This is a genomic window from Pontibacter virosus, from assembly GCF_003096355.1.
Taxonomy (GTDB): Bacteria; Bacteroidota; Bacteroidia; order Cytophagales; family Hymenobacteraceae; genus Pontibacter; species Pontibacter virosus.
In genome coordinates this window covers 111728-130406 of record NZ_QEKI01000004.1, presented here as the reverse complement: position 1 = coordinate 130406, position 18679 = coordinate 111728, and the positions used below count along the sequence as shown (strand labels likewise).

Here is an 18679-nt window from a genome sequence, read left to right as displayed (position 1 = left end):
GGAAACAGAAAAGCAAAGCCACGCTATACCTGGCGACCCGAATTTGCAAACAAAGTTAAGGATTTTAGCCTATTCATCAACGGCTATATTCAAACTTTGGCGTACGAGGTTGAGCACAGCCAAGGCAGTATACTCAATATTGAGCTGACGGTTTTTATTGTACTGCAAAAGTTTCGCGCGGCTGCCATGCTGGTCGGCATAGGCGATCCAGATGGTACCGACCGGCTTTTCGGGGGTGCCGCCGTCCGGTCCGGCGATGCCGCTGGTGGCCACTCCGATGTCGGTATTGAGCTTCTGGCGCACGTTTTGGGCCATCTCCAGCACCGTGGCCTCGCTCACGGCGCCGTGCTCTTGCAGTGTTTCCGGCTTTACGCCGAGCACCTGCATTTTCACGCTGTTGTCGTAGGCCACCACGCCGCCCATGAAATAAGCCGAACTGCCGGGCACGCTGGTAAAGCGATGAGCCAGGTAACCGCCCGTGCAGCTTTCGGCAACGGAGATCGTGAGGCCGCGTTCCTTCAAGAGCTGTCCCAACGCCTCCTCCAGAGGTACTTCGCCGTAGGCAAAAATGTGCTTCGGAACGAGGGCCGTCAGCTTGCCTACTTCCGTTTCCAGTTCCTGTTCCAGCTGTTGGGCATTGTCGCTGGTGCCCGTCAGACGCAGGCGCACGCCGCCGAGGTGGGGCAGGTAGGCCAACCGGATGTGCGGAGGCAAACCGATTTCCCATTCGTCCAACTTCTCGGCCAGCATCGACTCGGGTATACCTACCGTCTGAATCACTTTATGTATGATGTGCGGCGGTTTAAAATAAGCCTTCAGTTGAGGCAGCACAATGTCCGTCATCATGCGTTTCATCTCATAGGGCACCCCCGGCATCGATACGTATACCTTGCCTTCGTCCTCAAACCACATACCCGGCGCCGTGCCCAGCACGTTGCGCACAGCCTTGCACGTGGCCGGTAGAAAGGCCTGCTGGCGGTTGAGTTCCGTCAATTCGTAGCCGCGGCTTTTGAACAGTTCTGTCACATCGGCCAGCGATTGCTCGTCGAGTTTGAGCTCGGTATGGAAATAATCAGCTAGTACGTTTTTGGTCAGGTCGTCTTTGGTGGGGCCGAGGCCACCGGTCATCAAAATGATATCGGCGCGGGTTTTGGCACTGTCGAGTGCCTCCACAATGTGGCTCGCCTCGTCCGATACCGACGTGATTTGCTTTACCCGTATACCTATTTTGGCCAGTTCGGTGCCCATCCAGGCCGAGTTGGTGTCCACGATCTGACCGTACAGAATCTCATCGCCTACCGTAATTATTTCTGCGTATACCGCTTTCATCGTAAATTTTTTGGTCTGATTTGTGTGTTGGTCTGGAAAACCATTTCAAGTTAAAGATGTTCGCTCAAACTGAAGCATAGCTGCGTTTATTTTCTGTATTTTCGACCCGGCTGACAGGTATAGGCCTGCATCTTTGTGAATTTAACTCTAAACCCATGAAAAAATTACTCTACACCTCCCTTGTAGCCCTGACCCTTGGCGCCTCGGCTTGTACGGTGGCCGACATTCAGCGGACCGTTGATGGCGTAATGGCCGGAACCGGAACTGCTGTTACCCGCGATGAAGTAGCTTCCGGCCTGAAACAGGCGTTGGAAGTAGGCATCACCAAAGGTTCCAACCAGGCATCTCAAACGGATGGATTTTATAAGAACTCGCTGATCCGAATCCCTTTCCCGCCAGATGTGCAGAAGGTGGAAAACACGCTGCGTCAGGTAGGTTTGGGCAAAGAGGTAGACCGCTTTGTGATGACCCTGAACCGTGGAGCTGAAGACGCCGCCAAGAGTGCCGTGCCTATTTTCGTGAACGCTATCAAGCAAATGACGATACAGGATGCCTGGGGCATCTTGAAAGGCGACAAAGACGCGGCTACGCAGTACCTCAAGCGCACAACTTCTACGCAACTGCAAGCCGCCTTTATGCCGGTTATTCAGAAATCGCTGGAGAAGACGAACGCCACCCGCTACTATACCGACCTGGTGACCCAGTATAACCAGATTCCGCTGGTGCAGAAGGTGAATCCGAACCTCGACGAGTATGCCACGCAAAAAGCGATGGACGGCCTGTTTCAGCTAGTTGCCCAGGAAGAGGCTAACATACGCGAGAACCCGATTGCCCGCACCACAGAGCTGCTGCGCAGGGTGTTTGCCAAGGAAAATCAGTCATAAGCTATACCTGCTATACCGCTTCTGAAAGCCCGCTGTATCGTTTGGTACGGCGGGCTTTCTTTTTTGCAAAACATTAAAACCGGATTGAAAGTACAATACACAAAATTTTAAGAGTGAGTTAGATACACTTTTATCGCCCCTGTCACCTATGGAAAACAAACGTTTCAAATACAGTCCGATTACGAAAGAAAAAGACCTGGATGTACTGATTGAGGAAATTGGTGACGCCCGGGTCGTGATGTTGGGAGAGGCTTCGCATGGTACATCGGAGTACTATACCTGGCGCACGGCCATCTCGAAACGTTTGATTGAAGACAAAGGCTTCTGTTTCATATCCGTTGAGGGCGACTGGCCGGAGTGCTACGCTGTGAACCGCTTCGTGAAAGGCTACCAGAACTCAGGCCGCAAGATTGCCGAAGTGCTGGAGGTATACCGCCGCTGGCCTACCTGGATGTGGGCTAACTGGGAGGTGGCCGCCCTGGTGGAGTGGATTCGGGACTTCAACCACCTGCGGCAGGTGCAGGAGAAAATAGGTTTTTACGGACTGGATGTATACAGTCTGTGGGAGTCGCTGGAACAGGTGCTCAAATACATGGAACAATACAATGGCAAAGCAGCTGAGGCTGCCCGTGCAGCAGTGCGTTGCTTTGAGCCTTACCACCGCGATCCGCAAACCTACGCACAAGCCACCGCCTTTGTGCCTACCGACTGCCATGATGAAGTGGTGCAGATGCTCGAGCAGGTTTCGCGCCGCCCCGTATACCCCGATGACCCGGAGCACGAGTTCAGCATGACCCAAAATGCATTGGTGGCCGTGAATGCTGAGAAATATTACCGCGCCATGATCAGGGGAGGGGCAGGCTCCTGGAACGTGCGCGACACGCACATGATGGAAACCCTTGACCGCCTGTTGGAACTTCACGGCCCGAATGCCAAAGCGATAGTATGGGAGCACAACACCCACATTGGCGATGCGCAGTACACGGATATGGCCGACGATGGCATGTTCAACATCGGTCAGCTGGCCCGCGAGCGATACGGTCGTGAACAGGTGAAGCTGGTCGGCTTTGGCAGTTACCAGGGCAATGTGATAGCGAGCCGCTCCTGGGGCGCACCCATGCAGAAAATGGACATGCCAGCTGCCCGCGAGGGGAGTTGGGAACACCTGCTGCACGAGCTAAGCACCGACGACAAGATCATCCTTTCCAAAGACCTGAAAGCTATACCTGAGCTGCAGCAGCCCATCCCGCACCGTGCCATCGGCGTGGTATACGACCCCAAAATGGAACACCTCGGCAACTATGTGCCTACTGTCATACCTGAGCGTTACGATGCCTTCCTGTACTTTGACGAAACCGAGGGTGTGCACCCACTGCACATGAAGGTGCGCGGAGGCAAAGAGCCGGAGCTGTACCCGTGGAATTATTAGAAGTTTAGGAGTTTAAGAGTTGGGGTATTTAGGAGGTGTTTTCCCTGTAGGGACAGGTCGCGACCTGCCCGAATCGTGCACCGACATTTGTCCAGATCATGCGGCAGCTACTTAAACGTTTTCTGTCATTTCGACAGTCGGGAGAAATCTGAGTTATCCCCTTAATCTTTAATAATCCAGTTCTCTCCATCCTGTCGAGATGACAGGTTTGATTTACTATCTCCCAACTCAGGCACAGGTATAGCTATTCGCAATTTTTCGTCTTTTGTCAAACAGCCCTTTATCTAAAATGTAACTGCCCATCTATCCATAACACAAGTGCTCCTTTTTCTATAACAACTGCGTCTTATCGGGGTTAGATTTGAAATATGCTTTGAATTGTGGATATTCAAAGTCTCAAATGACACAGCCTGATTGTGAAACGTTTTGCTTTCATCTTTCTCCTTTTTCTATTCCTCTGCCACTCAATCTTTGCGCAGGTGAAGGGAGAAGGCGTTCCCTATATCAAGAATTACTCACTTAAGGAATACCAGGCTTCGCCTCAAAACTGGGCCGTGGTGCAGGACCATCGGGGCATCATGTACTTTGGTAATAACTATGGTGTGCTGGAGTTTGATGGCAATCACTGGCGTAGACTCGGTCTTCCAAATAGATCTACGGTACACTCGCTTGCTGTAAATAAAGAAGGACGCGTGTATGTGGGCGGTCAGGATGAGTTTGGCTACCTGCGACCTGATGATTCGGGTGTAATGGCCTACGTATCTCTTAAGCCCCTTATCAACAGCGATGATAAGTCTTTTGCCGATGTCTGGAATATCTTTACCAAAGATGACGAGGTTTTTTTCTGTACCGTTTCTGGTGTTTACCATTTCGATGGAGACAGTGTAGAAGTATACAAGACGCCTTACGAACCGACAGGCTTTCCTTTCTATGTGCAGGGCAGATTGCTGGTACCTGTACTGGGGCAGGGGATTTACGAACTTAAAGATAGGCGACTGGTGCGTATACCGGGGAGCGAACAAATTTCAGCGTATAACATCGCATCTATCCTGCCTTATCCCGGCGGAAAAGCGCTGATCCTGACAGAAGAGAGAGGTGTTTATATTTATGACGGGTATAACGGCTTTAGCCAGAGCCATTGGCCTGTAGAAGAATTCCTGATCAGAAACAAAGTTAATACGGCCACCGCCCTGACAGAAGGTTATGCCATCGGGACACTCTTGAACGGCCTTGTGGTTATTGATATGGACGGTCGGCCGACGCAGCACCTGAATAGCAGCAAAGGTCTGCAAAACAGTACTGTCCGAAGCATCTACCAGGATCACAAAGAAAACCTTTGGCTGGCACTCAATTACGGCATCGACTATGTGGAGGTCAACTCACCTTTCAAAGTTTTCAACGGACGATTGGGTCTGCCGGGAACTGGTTATGCGTCCCTGGTGAACCAATCGACGCTCTATCTGGGCACCAGTGACGGCTTATTTTACAAACCCATTGACGATGACGAAAACCCACTGAACCCCCTGCCGCTTAAACGGGTCGATAACACAGAGGGACAGGTATACAACCTACAGGAGATAGGTGGCAAAATTATTCTCTCTCATCACAATGGTCCTTTTGAACTGGTTGACAATAAAGCAGTCAGACTGGCGGAACACAGGGGGGCTTGGCTTTTCCTTCCGCTGAAGTCACGGCCGGGCTATTATATCTGTGGTACCTACCACGGCCTGATGCTTTACAAGATGATAGCGGGTAAGCTGGTTTTTCAAAACAGGCTAGCAGGTTTCGACGAGTCGTCGCGGGTGATGGAAGAAGACAGTGAGGGCAATATATGGGTGGCGCACGGCTACATCGGGCTATTCAAGCTAAAGCTGTCTGAGGACCTGCAGAAGGTGGCACAGGCTACTTTTTATGGCGAAAAGGACGGACTGCCTTCTAACCTGGGCATCAATGTATATAAAATAAACGGCAAGCTTGTCTTTACGGGGCTGCATGGGGTATACGTATACAACAACAGAACCGACCGCTTTGAGCTCTACGAGGAACTAAACAAGCTTTTCAGCCCCAATGTACAGGTCCGTAAACTGGTCGAAGACAAAGAGGGCAATATCTGGTTCTCGGCAGGCGATGAGATGGGCCTGATCCGGAAGTTGAGCAATGGCAGCTACGAAGTCATCAAAAATGTGTTCAACAAGCTGGAAGGGAAACTGGTTGGGGGCTTTGAGCATATAGCCTACTACAATAACCAGAACGTGCTCATCGGAATAGACGAAGGCTTTGTGCAGTACCAACCGAACTTTCTGCAGAAAAACAGCTTGCAGGAGAAGTTCTATACCTTGATCCGACAGGTAGAAGTCCGTAAACAGGCCTCCGACTCCCTGATCTACGGCGGTTCGTTTGTTAATAACAGCCTAATCGATAACACGCAGCTTGTCCATAGCATCCCTACTTTGCCATATGCGCTCAACTCTTTGAAATTCACGTTCGGGGCCATCCTATACGAGGGAATTGATGACGTGCAGTACCGCTACTTTTTAGAAGGTTTTGATGCCGATTGGTCGTCTTGGGGCGGCACTTTGCAAAAGGAGTATACCAATTTAAGGGAGGGCACTTATACCTTCCGCGTAAAGGCTCGGAATGTGTATAACCAGGAAAGCGAAGAGGCGGCTTATACATTTACAGTTGCCCCACCATGGTACAGGTCAGTCTGGGCATACGCGATCTATTTACTGTTGGGGTTACTTCTAGCGTACTTTATTTGGAAGATAATGGACCGTCGGGTGCACCTGGCCAAAATAAAGCTTCAACAGGAACAGGAAAAGGCACTACGATTACAAGAGGCGCAGCATACTGAGGAAGTGTTGAAAGCTGAGAAAGAGATTATCCGACTCAACAACGAAAAACTGGAGAGCGAACTTAATCATAAAACCCAGGAATTGACCTCCTCAGCCTTACACGTAATGCAAAACATGGAGGCGGTGCATAAAGTGAAAGAGCAATTGCAGCGCCTGATGGACGAGGTGAATGAGAAAGAAACACGACTGCAGCTACGTAAAATCCTGCGGGCTGTGGAGGAGGAAATCAAGATCGAAAATAACTGGGAGCAGTTTGAGAGCCACTTCAACCAGGTGCACCAGGATTTCCTCAAGCGCCTCAGCATTGACTACCCGGAACTTACCCACAAAGACCTGAAAATGTGCGCCTACCTCAGGCTTAACCTGTCCAGCAAAGACATTGCCTCGCTGCTTAAGCTGTCTCTAAGAGGGGTAGAAACCAGCAGGTATAGAATCCGGAAGAAGATGAACCTCGAGCAGGAGGAGAACCTGACAGATGTGATTATGCGCTATTAGGCGGCAGTTTTATACCTAAAAAGATTGAACTCTTACTTTCATTTTGATCGCAATGAGGAATCTGGATTAAAGGTAGCTCTTACGCTAATTCAGAATTCCCAGCGCTACGATTTTCGATTCATGTCTTAAGTATGTTCAAAACGAGAAGGTATTCTTAATTCAGCAAACAGTATACCTATACAAAAAAGAGAGCGCCCGGCAGAACCAGGCGCTTTCTTTTATCAATATACTCACTAAAATTAATCTATATCTTTAGCGTGTTAGCCTTAGTTGGATACTCTGGCATCGGGATCCAATAGCGTAAACTTCTTCACCAGATCGCCGATACGCACCTCAAACTCGCCGGCTTCCGTTACCTTTTTTCCGTCCCGGTTGGTGTAGCTTAGGTCGTCAGCGGTGAGCGTAAAGGTGAGGGTTTTGCTCTCCTGTGGCTTCAAATTGATTTTCTCGAAGCGGCGCAGGCGTTTCACGTCTGGCGTTATACCTGAAGCATACAGGTCGGAGGTATAGAGGTGCACTGATTCTTTTCCTTCGCGTTTGCCTGTATTGGTCACTTTGATGCTTACCTCAATCGGCTCGCCTATCTTGATGCTCTCTTTCAGCGTCAGGCTCTCATACTTAAAAGTGGTATAGCTCAAGCCATGACCAAATTCATACTGTGGGTTGTAATCGGCTTCGTAGTTGTACACACCTTCTGCCTTGCGCTGCTCCGCCGATGGCTTATGGATGTAAGGCACCAGTGCATTGGGGTAGCGTGGGTAGTTGTATGGCAACTTGCCCGAAGGGTTCACGTCACCAAACAGCACATCGGCTAGGGCGTCGCCACCGAAATTGCCTGGCTGGTAGATTTGTACGATGCCCTGCATTTGCTGCTCAAATTTGCTGATTACACGTGGACGACCTTCGTTCAGCACCAGGATCACCGGCTTGCCTGTCTGGGCCATCTTCTTGGCTAACTCAGTTTGTATTTCTGAAATGTAGATATCGTTGATGTTGCCTGGCGTTTCGGTAGAGGTGTTTTCACCAAGGGCTAGAATAATCACGTCAGCCTTTTTGGCGGCGGCAACAGCCTGCTCCATTTTGTCAGCATATTCTTCGTAGTAGAAGCCATCCATTTTATAGCTCACGCCCGGTACAAAGGTCACATTGGCTTTCCCGACTTCGTTTTGCAGCGCTTCCACAATGGTGTTATACCTGCCGGCAAACTCTTCCACTTTTTCGCCCTGCCACGAATAAGTCCAGGCGCCGTTCAGGGTGCGCATACTGTTGGCGTTCGGACCCGTGACAAACACTTTCATGTTCTTGCGAAGCGGCAGCACGTTGTTCTCGTTCTTGAGCAAAGTAATTGACTCAGCAGCCATTTGGTAAGCGGCTTCTTCAAACTCCTTGCTGCCGAATTTCGGATAATCCTTCGGGTTGGTGGTCGGTTTTTCGAACAGGTTCAGGTTGTGCTTCACACGCAGAATGCGGCGCACGGCATCATCTATGCGCTCCTGCTTTACTCTACCTTCTTTCACAAGTTCTACCAAGCCCTCGCAGAACGGCTCATACTGGTAGGCGATCATCGACATATCCACACCGGCATTGATGGCCATTGCGATAGCATCCTTCATAGTCGGGGCTACTTTGTCGCGGGTATGCAGGTACTCAATATCGCCCCAGTCTGTAACTACTAACCCTTTAAAGCCAAGTTCTTCTTTCAGCAGCTTCGTCAGGATGTCGGGATTGGAGTGCACGGGCACGCCGTTGATAATGCCTGAGTTGATCATGATCGTTTGGGAACCTGCTTCAATCGCAGCCTTGAATGGCGGTAGGTGGTATTCACGCAGTGCCTCCTCAGATATATAAGTCGGGGTGCGGTCTTTGCCGGAAGTCGGTACCTGATAGCCCAGGAAGTGCTTCATACAAGAGGCCACATGCTCGTGGTGCCCGATATCGTTATGCTCACCTTCGTAGCCTTTGATCATTTCCAGACCGAGTTCAGTGATCAGGTAAGGATCTTCGCCAAAGGTCTCGAACTGGCGAGAGAAGCGTGGGTCGGGGCCAAGGTCCAGCACAGGGGAGAAGTTCCAGGGAATGGAACTGGCACGTGTTTCGTAAGCAGTTATCTCAGCACCACGACGCACGAGTTCGCGGTTGCGGCTTGCTGCCTGTCCGATCTGTTGCGGGAACATGGTGCCGCCCGCTGTGTAGGTTGCCCCATGGATCTGATCCACCCCGTAGATCACCGGAATCTTCATGCGGGTCTGATTGATGGCCATGTCCTGTATCTGGCTGATGACAGCATACCACTGCTCCGGCGTGCGGGCGCGGTTGTTGGCCGTGTTCAGGATCGAGCCTATTTTGTAGTCAACCAATGCTTTGCGCAGCTCTGCCATATCCAGCTCAAACGGCTCGAAACTGCTGAACCTGTTTTCTCCTTTGCCCACCACATCCAGCGTAATCTGGGCCATCTGACCTACTTTCTCCTCCAGTGTCATCTTACTGAGCATGTCTTCGATCTTCCGGTCTGTCTCGGATAGCGGCGGAGCTGCCTGCACGCTTGTGGTCGTGGTCTCAGCGGACTCAGCGGCTGGCTTTGGTGTCTGGCAAGCCAGCAGCAAGCAAGCTGCAAAAGCTGTCAGTGTCATGTTCTTTACTTTCATGCTGTGTCTTTTTGTAAGCGTATTTTAATGGACGTTTGGGTTTGTCGCACGGCTTGTACTCAGGCTATGCGATTGGTGCTGTTTCTTCCTCTAACTTTTGGTTGGGCTGTAATTCAACTCGTTTCGGCGATTTAGATTTCACTTTGGACCCTTGCGGGAAAGAGCAAAAGTGATTCGTTTTGTTCGTGCTGGCGGGTTTCCAATTCCGGACTGTTTTTGAGCGATGCTTTACCATACATAAGTGCCTACTGCCCCTCTTGCGAGGCTGGTGGTAACTGATTTTCCGTTGAACTGGATGTTGAAAGTCATAGTGGTTTGACCATCGTTCAGCACGATAAGTACCTTTTGACCACTTGGACTTCTGAAAGCTACATTAGGCAAAGCGGAAGGTAAGTTGGAGGCGACACGCACAGAACCATCCCGCACAAACTTAGCTGCATGCGCCACCACGTAGTAAGCTGGGTTGCGGGTTATACCTTTGTTGTCAATGGTGATGGCACCGAGGCATTCAGTGCAGCCACCTTCGGTATGCGGATCCTGATTTGCATCAGCTGCCAGATTCCACTCCAACACCGTTTTGCACCAGTTGCGTGTCGCGCCTATGATTAGGTTTTTGGTATGCCAGTGTAGGTCGCCGGCCAGGTTGCCCGGTGCACCCACCCACTGCTCTGTGAAGTACAGGTTTTTGTCAGGGTGTGCCTCGTATACCTGGCTCAGCGCATCGATGCTGCCGCCATACAGGTGGAAGGCCGATCCGTCAATGTACTGCCTGGCCTCCGGGTCGTTGAGGATGCTGATCGGGTAGTCGACACGGTCGGCATTGTGGTCGTAAATGATGATCTTCGTGTTGATTCCAGCAGTCCTGAAAGCAGGGCCGAGGCTTTGCTTGATAAATTGCGCCTGCTCAGGTGCCAGCATCAGCAAACTCGGGTTGTTGCCGGGGTGCAGCGGCTCATTTTGTATTGTGATGGCGTCAATCCGAATGCCTTCAGCAGCCATCTCCTGCACATACCTGACAAAATACCTGGCATACGCATCGTAAAACTCCGGCTTCAGACTACCGCCAATGGAGCCGTTGTTGGTCTTCATCCAGGTAGGGGGGGACCAGGGGGAGCCCATCAGCTTAATATCGGGGTTGATCGCCAGAATTTCCTTCAGCACAGGTATAAGGTCGGCACGGTCCGGGCCCAGGTCAAACTTGTTCATGTTGGGGTCAGTTTGTCCGGCAGGCAGATCATTGTAAGAGAATACAGAATTGCTCAGGTCAGAAGCGCCGATACTGAGCCGCAGGTAGTTCACGCCAATACCAGTACCCTCCGTCGAAAAGAGCTCCTGGAGTAGCTTGGTTCTGTCTGCGGCCGACATCCTGTTCAGCAACATGGCGCTGCCACCGGTCAAGGTATAGCCAAAGCCATCCATTGTCTGGAAAGTCTCTGAGGTATCCACCGTAATGTTAGGGTGCTGATTAGCCGTTTCTCCGAAAATAAGCTGCGTGCTCTGTTGCTTGAACAGTACCGCATTGGCAGGGTCTGTTAGCCACAAATCAACTTTGCCGGCTTCGGTTTTTTCTGCTAAATCGCCTTCATGTTCCGCCTGTGCTACTTCCTTTTTGCAGGAGACCAGCAGGGGCATAAGCAACATGAGCAGGAAGCTTTTTATGGCAAAGTGTTTCATGAACAAAGCGTTGATTTGTTGTCTTGCAGGTATAGCCGGATCTTTTGAATGCAAGCTGCAGGTATAGATGACTAGTCGTTTATTTCGTGATCATCTTGTAAACACGTACATAGTCTACTTCCATGGTCTGTGGGTATACACTTGGGTCCACGCCCTGTGCACCGCCCCAGTTACCGCCCACGGCTATGTTCATAAGCAGGTGGAAGCGCTTGTCAAATGGCCAGTAATCAGCGCCCTTGCCCTCATTGATGAACTCAAACACAGGTATGTTGTCAATGTAGCCTCTGATAGCGTAAGGCGTCCAGTCCACACGGTAAAGGTGAAAGTCTGTACTGGCTGTTTCTATTATTTTGCTTTTCCCTTTCTGGGTGTTTTTGCTGTGGTTGTAAGCCTCTGTGTGAACGGTAATGTGCACATTGTTCTGGTCGTATCCCACGTGCTCCATCACGTCTATCTCACCGGATTTTGGCCAGCCGCCATAAGCCCAGTCCGTTGGCAGCATCCAGATGGCAGGCCAGGTACCTCGTCCGGTCGGGAGCTTGGCCTTGAACTCGAACCTGCCGTACAGAAAGTCGCCTTTGTTTTTGGTAACCAGTCGGGCAGAGGAGTACTCCCGGTTTTCTGTGGTCTCTTTTAGGGCCGTGATTTTTAAAATGCCATTTTCAACACTTGCATTGCTGAGGCGGTCGGTATAGTACTGTAGTTCGTTATTGCCCCAACCTGTACCGCCTATATCATAGCCCCACTTTTCTGGGTTAGGCTTGCCTGTATAGTCAAACTCATCGGACCAGACAGGAGTGCTTTCAAATTGCCAGTTCAGGTCCTGGGGTGCTTTGGGTTGCGAAATAAATGGCTGCGGTTCCTCTTTGGAGGATGAGCACGAGCACATCGTAAAAGAAAGGAAGCAGGCAATGGCTGCTATTAATGCATGCATGGGTATAATAGTGTAAGTGTAAAGTATTTGGCTGCTCCCAGGGAGGCCAATGCATGGGGTAGGTAGGATGCGGTTAGGGGCGTAGTGTTAAAAGTCAGCCAGTGAAACAGCGATCACTGGCTGCTTTTAAACATCACTACTACTATTCTAACCTAAAGTCATCAATGAAGAAGATGCCTGGTATGAAGTGGCCCTCACCGCCAATCTGTATCACGATCCTGTTCAGGTCTTTTCTGTTAGCGTATGGCGAGAAGTCAAAAGTCAACTCCACCCACTTATCCAGCTGGGTTACTTCCTTTTTGATCTCTACCTGCGTTTCCCAAGGTGCACCCAAAGTGCCGTCCTGCAACTTCACTGATACCTGCTTCAGCATAGTCTTGATCGCCCAGTCATACCCAGCCATTGTGGTGAAGTCGTTGTAGCCTGGCATGAATACTTTCAGCTTAAATACATTGCGTGTCGTCAGGTCAAAGTTGTAGGCATAGTCTGCAAACAGGTTGGCAAATGCATAAGGCTCTCCTTCCTGCTTGATGTACATGGCTACCTTAGGGGAGGTGTTGATCGGGAGCGGGGCCGGGTTGTCGTAGCTCTCGTTAAAGGTCAGCTGATCTTTCTTCCAGACCATATTGCCATTCCCGTCAAAGCTGTCGAACATATTCTCCATCTTAAGCTCGCGTGGCTTTACCGGATGCTCGTAGCCTTTTGGCACCAGGCGCAACCACCAGGCATTGGCAGCATTGGCGCCGTCACCAGCTTTTAGGTATAGCTCGTTCTCGGTGAGTTTCAAAATTTCGTAACGCGACACGCCGGTGTAGTAACCGATGAAGCCATTGTTCGAAAGCACCAGGAATTTCTTGCCGCCTTCATCTGAAATGCTCCAGGTCATGTTGGCCGGCGGGGTATGCGACAAGGTATAGTCGGCACCCTGCACAGCGCCACCCAGCCCTGCGGCGTTTGCACCGTTCACAAAGGTGTTGCCATTGTTTTGGTAGGTATAGGCAAAGCCATTCAGGTTAAAGGTCATCTCGTCGTCATACAGACCCTCAGATGCTTTGTCGTTCGGCGGCGCTGACCACCAGATAGGAGAGGTTTCCTCAGCAGGTCCTACCCCCATGTGCCCCGGTTGGGTACGGTCGATCACCCAGGTTTTGCCATCGGCATTGGAGGCTCCTCCACCTGTCAGCGTATTGTAGTCCTCGCGGTCTAGCATGCTCACGTTAGTCTGGGCGATGTTGATGGTTTGTGTGTTGGATGCAAAGCCACCATTCGTGATAATCGTCAGCTTTACGGTATAGCTGCCTTCCACAGGGAACGACCCGCTTACCTGATTACCTTCCGCTGAGCTGCCGTTGCCAAAATCCCAAATCGATCTGAAAGCACCGGGAGTAGTGTTCGTAAACGTAATGATGTTCGGGTTGTCTGCTGTCGGGGTGGCGGTGAACTGCACCATCTCTGATTTTGGTGCCGGTGCCAGACCACCTTCTATTTCATCTGGCGTACAGGCCGTATGGCTTACCGCCGTCAGTGCAATTGCCAGGTAAAAGCAAAGGCCTGTTATGATCTTCGTATATTTCATGATGTTTTGCTTTTTAGTAGCTGACTATTATCTATACTCGGGGTTCTGCACCAGCTTGGTGTTGATCAACTCGTTCTGCGGAATCGGCAACACCTCGTGCTTACCCGCCACAAAGCCCATTGGTCCTAAAACAGTGGCCGCTCTGCCTGTGCGCACCAGGTCGTAGAAGCGGTGGCCTTCGGTAGCCAGTTCCAGACGGCGCTCCCGGTAGATGTTCTCCAGCGTAGGGGCTACAGCGGCAAGTCCCACACGGGCACGAACTGCATTGAGCAATTCACCTGCTCTGGTGCTATTGCCACCAGCCTGTACCAGCGCCTCGGCTTCCATCAGGTAGGTGTCCGCCAGGCGGATCTCGATGTAGTTGTTCGGGTAGTTCAGGATGATGTCGCCGCCTCCGGTGCTCAGCCATTCGGTTGTTGGAGCATACTTCTTTACAAAATAGCCAGTGTCGTCGAAGCTTGGCTCGTACGTGGCGCCAGGTATGCTCTTGATGTCCAGCACGGTGTGCTCGTAGCGCGGGTCACCTGTCAGGGCGTTCACCAGGTCTGTGGTGAGTGGGTTAAAGCCCCAGCCTGCCTCGTAAGTTGGGCCAGAGTAGCCGCGTGGTCCGAACATAAGCACCGCAATGTTGCCATCGAAGTTCGGCCAGGTTCCCCAGCCTGCATTGCCCAGTGAGGTATGCACGATCTCAAAAATATTTTCGCTGTTGAATTTGTTGGCTGGGCTGAAAATGGCGCCGTAATCTTGCAGCAGTCTGTAGCCATACATGCTGGTGCCCCCTGGCGTGCCGTTTACATCAGCCAACTGCGTGGCGGCGTCGGCCCATTTTTTCTGATAGAGGTATACTTTGCCCAAAAGCGCCTTGCCAGCACCCTGCGTTACACGACCACCTTCTGTCGAGGCAGGCACTGTGTTCGGTAAGTTCGGGATAGCCTCTGTCAGGTCTTTTTCAATTTGAGCGTATACCTGCTCTGGCGTAGACTGTACCTGGTTAAATAGTTCTGCTGTTTCTAGTGGAGCCGTAAACAAAGGCACGTCGCGGAACAGGCGTACTAAGTCGAAGTAATAATAAGCACGCAGGAATTTTGCCTCCGCAATAAACCGTGCCGTCATGGCTTCCGACATACCTGGCACACCGGCCTCCACTTTAGATAGGATCGTATTGGCGCGTGACACGCCTCTGAAGTTTCGGTTCCAGTACTCTTCCTGTGGGCCAATGGCCGGGTTCAGCGTGAATCTGTTCCATACCTGCCATGTGTTCATGTCCGATGGACCGCCACCGCCGGCGTGAGCGTCGTCTGATGCAGCATTTACTGCCCCGAAGTTGTGGTAAGTGTTACTAGCCTGCCAGCCAAGCGGATCGTAAGCAGCCACCAGACCAGCATAGGCTTCTTCCGGGTTCTTATAGTAGTTAGACTCCAGTATGGTGCCCTTCGGGTCTACATCCAGAAAGTCGTCTTCGCAGGAGCTCAATAGGGGCAAACCCAGTACGAGGCATGCCATGTAAGTGAGATATCTCTTTTTCATATTGCTATGCTTCTAAATTCAGTCAGATTAAAAACCAATGTTAATGCCAGCCATCAGGGTTCGGGCCTGTGGGTAAAATGCGCGGTCAACACCCATGATATTGCCACCGATCTCAGGGTCGTAACCTGTGTAGTTGGTGAAAGTGAGCAAGTTGTTAGCGCTTACATAGAACCTGGCTTTCTGCAATGAGATCTTATCAGTCAAGACGCTCGGCAAGGTATAGCCGATCTGGAATGTCTTGATTCTAAAGTAGTCGCCGTCTTCTAAGTAAAAGTCTGATGGGTTGGAGAAGTTGTTGTTCGGGTCGCTTGTTGAAAGGCGCGGATAGTCATTGGAAGTGCCTTCGCCCGTCCAGCGGCCCAATGCTCTTGTCTGCCAGTTGGCGTTTGCCACGTCCAGTCTGCGCAGACCCTGGAAGATCTGGTTACCAGTCACGCCCTGTCCGAATACCATCAGGTCGAAGTTTTTCCAGGCCGCGTTGAAAGTCACACCAAAGGTCCAGTCTGGAAGCGGCTTGCCGAGCACCATGCGGTCGTCGGCATCAATTACACCGTCATCGTTCAGGTCTACCCAACGGAAGTCGCCTGGGCGGGCGTTTGGCTGGATCACCTGGCCGGCTGAGTTTACATAGCTGGCCACATCTTCTACAGTCTGGAAAATACCGTTTGTCTTGTAGCCGTAGAATGTGCCGTAAGGGTGGTCTACGATCATGCGGTTCAGGCGACCGTTGAAGGTATGGATAGAGGCAGCGCCGTCTTCCGTGAACTCTTTGCCACCCTCCAGTGAGAGGATTTTATTCTTCACGTAAGAAGCATTGCCAGTTAAGCCAAAGCTGAAATCACCTACCTGGCGGTTGTAGCCCAACTCCAGTTCGATGCCACGGTTCTGCATGTCTGCAATGTTTGCCACCGGGAAGCCCGTTGAACCAACATAGCCTGGTATCTCCAAAGGTCTCAGAATGCCGGATGTCTTTTTGTTATACCAGTCGATGGTCAGGTTGATGGCATTGAAGAGGGTCGTTTCGAAGCCGATGTTTGTCTGGGCAGTTTCTTCCCAGCGCAGGTCAGGGTTTGCCGGGGCGTTCGGGCTGTAACCGATGGTATAGCCTTCGTTGCCGAAGGTATAGTTTCTGCCAGCGCCTACTGTCGACACGAAAGCGAAGTTGCCGGTGTTGTCGTTACCCACTACACCATAAGAACCACGCACTTTCAGAAAGTCAACCACCGGATTGGTAGGCCAGAAAGTTTCGTTGGAGGCTACCCAGCCCAGTGAGATAGAAGGGAAGTAACCATACTTGTTATTATCACCGAATCGGGAGGACCCGTCTCGTCTGATAATGCCAGTCAGGAGGTACTTCTCCTTGTAGTCATAAGTCACACGGCTGAACAGCGAGCTGATCGTGTGCGCAATATTGTCGTAGCCGTACGCCGTGATGTTGGCCGTAGGCACTTGCAGGTTGAATGAAGCATCGCCAAAGTTGGTGGCAGGTATAGCGTTGTACGACACACCCAATCCGTCAACCTCGCCGTCTTTGTAAGCGCCTTGCCCCAGCATAACAGAAAAGTTGTGGCCATTGATGGCACGCGCATAAGAGATGGTATTTTCAATGTTGTAATCCAGCACCATGTTTCTGTCGCGGCTTCTGGCAGTTTGAGGGCTCACAGTAGAAGCATTGAGGTAGTAGATTGGTCTGAAACTCTCGCCGCCCCAGTAGGCTAGCTTACCGCCCAGGCTAGAGCGTACACGCAATCCTGTCACAGGCTCAACCTCTACAAAAGCATTGCCTACAATGTTATCGGACCAGCCATAGTTACCAAGTTGTGTCTGCACATAGGCAAGCGGGTTGGTCATTTCCTGCTGCACCGTATTGGAGATACCGTAAGGGAAGCCCTGGGCGTTTCTTACAACAGGCTGTCTGTTGTATACGCTTTCAGGATTGTTGAGAATCTCAGGATCTGTGATGATCACTGGTGTAGTAGGATCGAGGTTAATCGCTGAGCTGAGCGGACCGCCAAACTCTGTGTTCGGGTTAAGTCCTCCTTTGCTTTTAATGTGCGAATAACCCAGGGTCTGTCCAATAGTCAGCCATTTGGTCGCCTTATGGGTAGAGTTAAGGCGAACGTTGTGGCGCTCAAAGCTTGATATAGCCGTGGTCACGATACCTTCCTGGTTCAGATAGCCATATGAGGCATAAAAAGTAGACTTGTCGTTGCCGCCGCTCAAGGCGAAGTCGTGGTTCTGAATAAGCGCATTGTCGTTAAAAACGGTTGACTGCCAATCAGTGCCTTCGCCTAAGGCCTGAGGATCAGGGTAAGGCAGCGCAAAAGGCTGGCCCGGCTGCCAGCCTGCTGAATAGGCCTCGTTACGAAGTGTCGCATACTGCGTCGCATTCAAGAGGTCCAGCTTTCTGACAGGTGCCTGCGTGCCGATATAGGCATTGTAGTTAATCCTGACACTTCCCTGACGACCTTTTTTGGTTGTTACCAGAATAACACCTGCCGCACCGCGTGTACCGTAAATTGCCGCCGAGGCGGCGTCTTTCAATAGTTCGATGGATTCAATGTCAGATTGATTCAGGTAATCGATGCCGCCACTTACTACAACACCGTCCACTACATAAAGCGGTTCGTTGCTGTTCAGGGTTGTGATACCGCGAACCCTTACTGTAGACGCTGCACCCGGTGCACCTGAGTTAGAGGCCACGGTTACACCTGAGGTTCGTCCTTGTATAGCTTGCTCTACCCGGGTAATCTGCTGGTTTTCAAGGTCTGTAGCGCGTACACTGGAAATGGCGCCCGTCACCACGCTTTTCTTCTGCACTCCGTATCCGATCACAACCACTTCCTCCAGCGCCTTGGCATCTGTCTGCAAAACTATATTGACAGTAGTGCGGTCATTTATCGGTACTTCCTGCTGCAAAAAGCCAATGTAAGTTACCACCAACACACCTCCCTCGTCAGGCACGGTAATAGAGAAACTGCCGTTTATATCGGTCACGGCACCTGTGGTCGTGCCTTTTAAGGAAACACTAGCACCGATCAGGGGCTCGCCTGCGTCTGAGGTTACCGTGCCAGTTATCGTTTTGGCATAGAACCGCTCTTTGTTCAGCCTTACCATACCTGCTTTTTCTGCATAGGTTGCATAAGGTATGCAGGTAGCCATGGTGAGACAAACCACAGAGGTGTATAGATACTTTCTCATAAATTATTTGGTTAAATAATTAAACTCAATTTATATAGGTGAGAAATGGTAATTGCATTTAACCTATCGCTACAAGATCCGGGTCGAACGTTGGATTGACGTGGTCTGGATGAAGAGCGAAACCCATGTA

At 51.0% G+C, this 18679-nt stretch carries 10 protein-coding genes; 3 read left to right on the top strand and 7 right to left on the bottom strand.

The window, feature by feature from the left end; all coding sequences use genetic code 11:
- Positions 1 to 69: 69 nt before the first annotated feature.
- Positions 70 to 1329, bottom strand: a complete 1260-nt coding sequence (locus tag C8E01_RS07620) for a competence/damage-inducible protein A (RefSeq protein WP_116542774.1) — start codon at positions 1327 to 1329, stop codon at positions 70 to 72.
- Between the two features lie 155 nt (positions 1330 to 1484).
- Here C8E01_RS07620 and C8E01_RS07615 point away from each other — a divergent pair, with 155 nt between their 5' ends.
- The 3 genes from C8E01_RS07615 to C8E01_RS07605 all read left to right on the top strand — a co-directional run bounded on the left by C8E01_RS07615 (position 1485) and on the right by C8E01_RS07605 (position 6992).
- Complete coding sequence (locus tag C8E01_RS07615) at positions 1485 to 2213, top strand: DUF4197 domain-containing protein (RefSeq protein ID WP_116542773.1); 729 nt, start codon at positions 1485 to 1487, stop codon at positions 2211 to 2213.
- Between the two features lie 148 nt (positions 2214 to 2361).
- Positions 2362 to 3642, top strand: a complete 1281-nt coding sequence (locus C8E01_RS07610; protein WP_116542772.1) for an erythromycin esterase family protein — start codon at positions 2362 to 2364, stop codon at positions 3640 to 3642.
- 416 nt (positions 3643 to 4058) lie between these two features.
- Positions 4059 to 6992, top strand: coding sequence for a triple tyrosine motif-containing protein (locus tag C8E01_RS07605; protein WP_116542771.1), 2934 nt, complete (start codon positions 4059 to 4061; stop codon positions 6990 to 6992).
- 266 nt (positions 6993 to 7258) lie between these two features.
- Here C8E01_RS07605 and C8E01_RS07600 read toward each other — a convergent pair whose 3' ends face one another.
- The 6 genes from C8E01_RS07600 to C8E01_RS07575 form a co-directional block, all read right to left on the bottom strand.
- Entirely contained in the window at positions 7259 to 9637 is a 2379-nt protein-coding gene (locus C8E01_RS07600) for a glycoside hydrolase family 3 N-terminal domain-containing protein (RefSeq protein WP_116542770.1), read from the bottom strand.
- A 228-nt stretch (positions 9638 to 9865) separates the two neighbouring features.
- Positions 9866 to 11269, bottom strand: a complete 1404-nt coding sequence (locus C8E01_RS07595; protein ID WP_243409492.1) for a glycoside hydrolase family 30 protein — start codon at positions 11267 to 11269, stop codon at positions 9866 to 9868.
- A gap of 121 nt (positions 11270 to 11390) precedes the next feature.
- Entirely contained in the window at positions 11391 to 12245 is an 855-nt protein-coding gene (locus tag C8E01_RS07590) for a glycoside hydrolase family 16 protein (protein WP_116542769.1), read from the bottom strand.
- A 142-nt stretch (positions 12246 to 12387) separates the two neighbouring features.
- Positions 12388 to 13821 (bottom strand): PKD domain-containing protein, encoded by a 1434-nt coding sequence (locus tag C8E01_RS07585; RefSeq protein WP_116542768.1) that lies wholly within the window; start codon positions 13819 to 13821, stop codon positions 12388 to 12390.
- A 27-nt stretch (positions 13822 to 13848) separates the two neighbouring features.
- On the bottom strand, positions 13849 to 15348 hold the full coding sequence (locus tag C8E01_RS07580) for a RagB/SusD family nutrient uptake outer membrane protein (RefSeq protein ID WP_116542767.1): 1500 nt from the start codon (positions 15346 to 15348) through the stop codon (positions 13849 to 13851).
- A 27-nt stretch (positions 15349 to 15375) separates the two neighbouring features.
- Complete coding sequence (locus C8E01_RS07575) at positions 15376 to 18549, bottom strand: SusC/RagA family TonB-linked outer membrane protein (protein WP_243409471.1); 3174 nt, start codon at positions 18547 to 18549, stop codon at positions 15376 to 15378.
- Positions 18550 to 18679: the final 130 nt, after the last annotated feature.

What these genes read in the sequence shown, in the direction of transcription:
- C8E01_RS07620 (WP_116542774.1), bottom strand. Translation starts at nt 1,329, where the DNA reads ATGAAAGCGGTATACGCAGAAATAATTACGGTAGGCGATGAGATTCTG.
- C8E01_RS07615 (WP_116542773.1), top strand. Translation starts at nt 1,485, where the DNA reads ATGAAAAAATTACTCTACACCTCCCTTGTAGCCCTGACCCTTGGCGCC.
- C8E01_RS07610 (WP_116542772.1), top strand. Translation starts at nt 2,362, where the DNA reads ATGGAAAACAAACGTTTCAAATACAGTCCGATTACGAAAGAAAAAGAC.
- C8E01_RS07600 (WP_116542770.1), bottom strand. Translation starts at nt 9,637, where the DNA reads ATGAAAGTAAAGAACATGACACTGACAGCTTTTGCAGCTTGCTTGCTG.
- C8E01_RS07595 (WP_243409492.1), bottom strand. Translation starts at nt 11,269, where the DNA reads ATGCCCCTGCTGGTCTCCTGCAAAAAGGAAGTAGCACAGGCGGAACAT.
- C8E01_RS07590 (WP_116542769.1), bottom strand. Translation starts at nt 12,245, where the DNA reads ATGCATGCATTAATAGCAGCCATTGCCTGCTTCCTTTCTTTTACGATG.
- C8E01_RS07585 (WP_116542768.1), bottom strand. Translation starts at nt 13,821, where the DNA reads ATGAAATATACGAAGATCATAACAGGCCTTTGCTTTTACCTGGCAATT.
- C8E01_RS07580 (WP_116542767.1), bottom strand. Translation starts at nt 15,348, where the DNA reads ATGAAAAAGAGATATCTCACTTACATGGCATGCCTCGTACTGGGTTTG.
- C8E01_RS07575 (WP_243409471.1), bottom strand. Translation starts at nt 18,549, where the DNA reads ATGAGAAAGTATCTATACACCTCTGTGGTTTGTCTCACCATGGCTACC.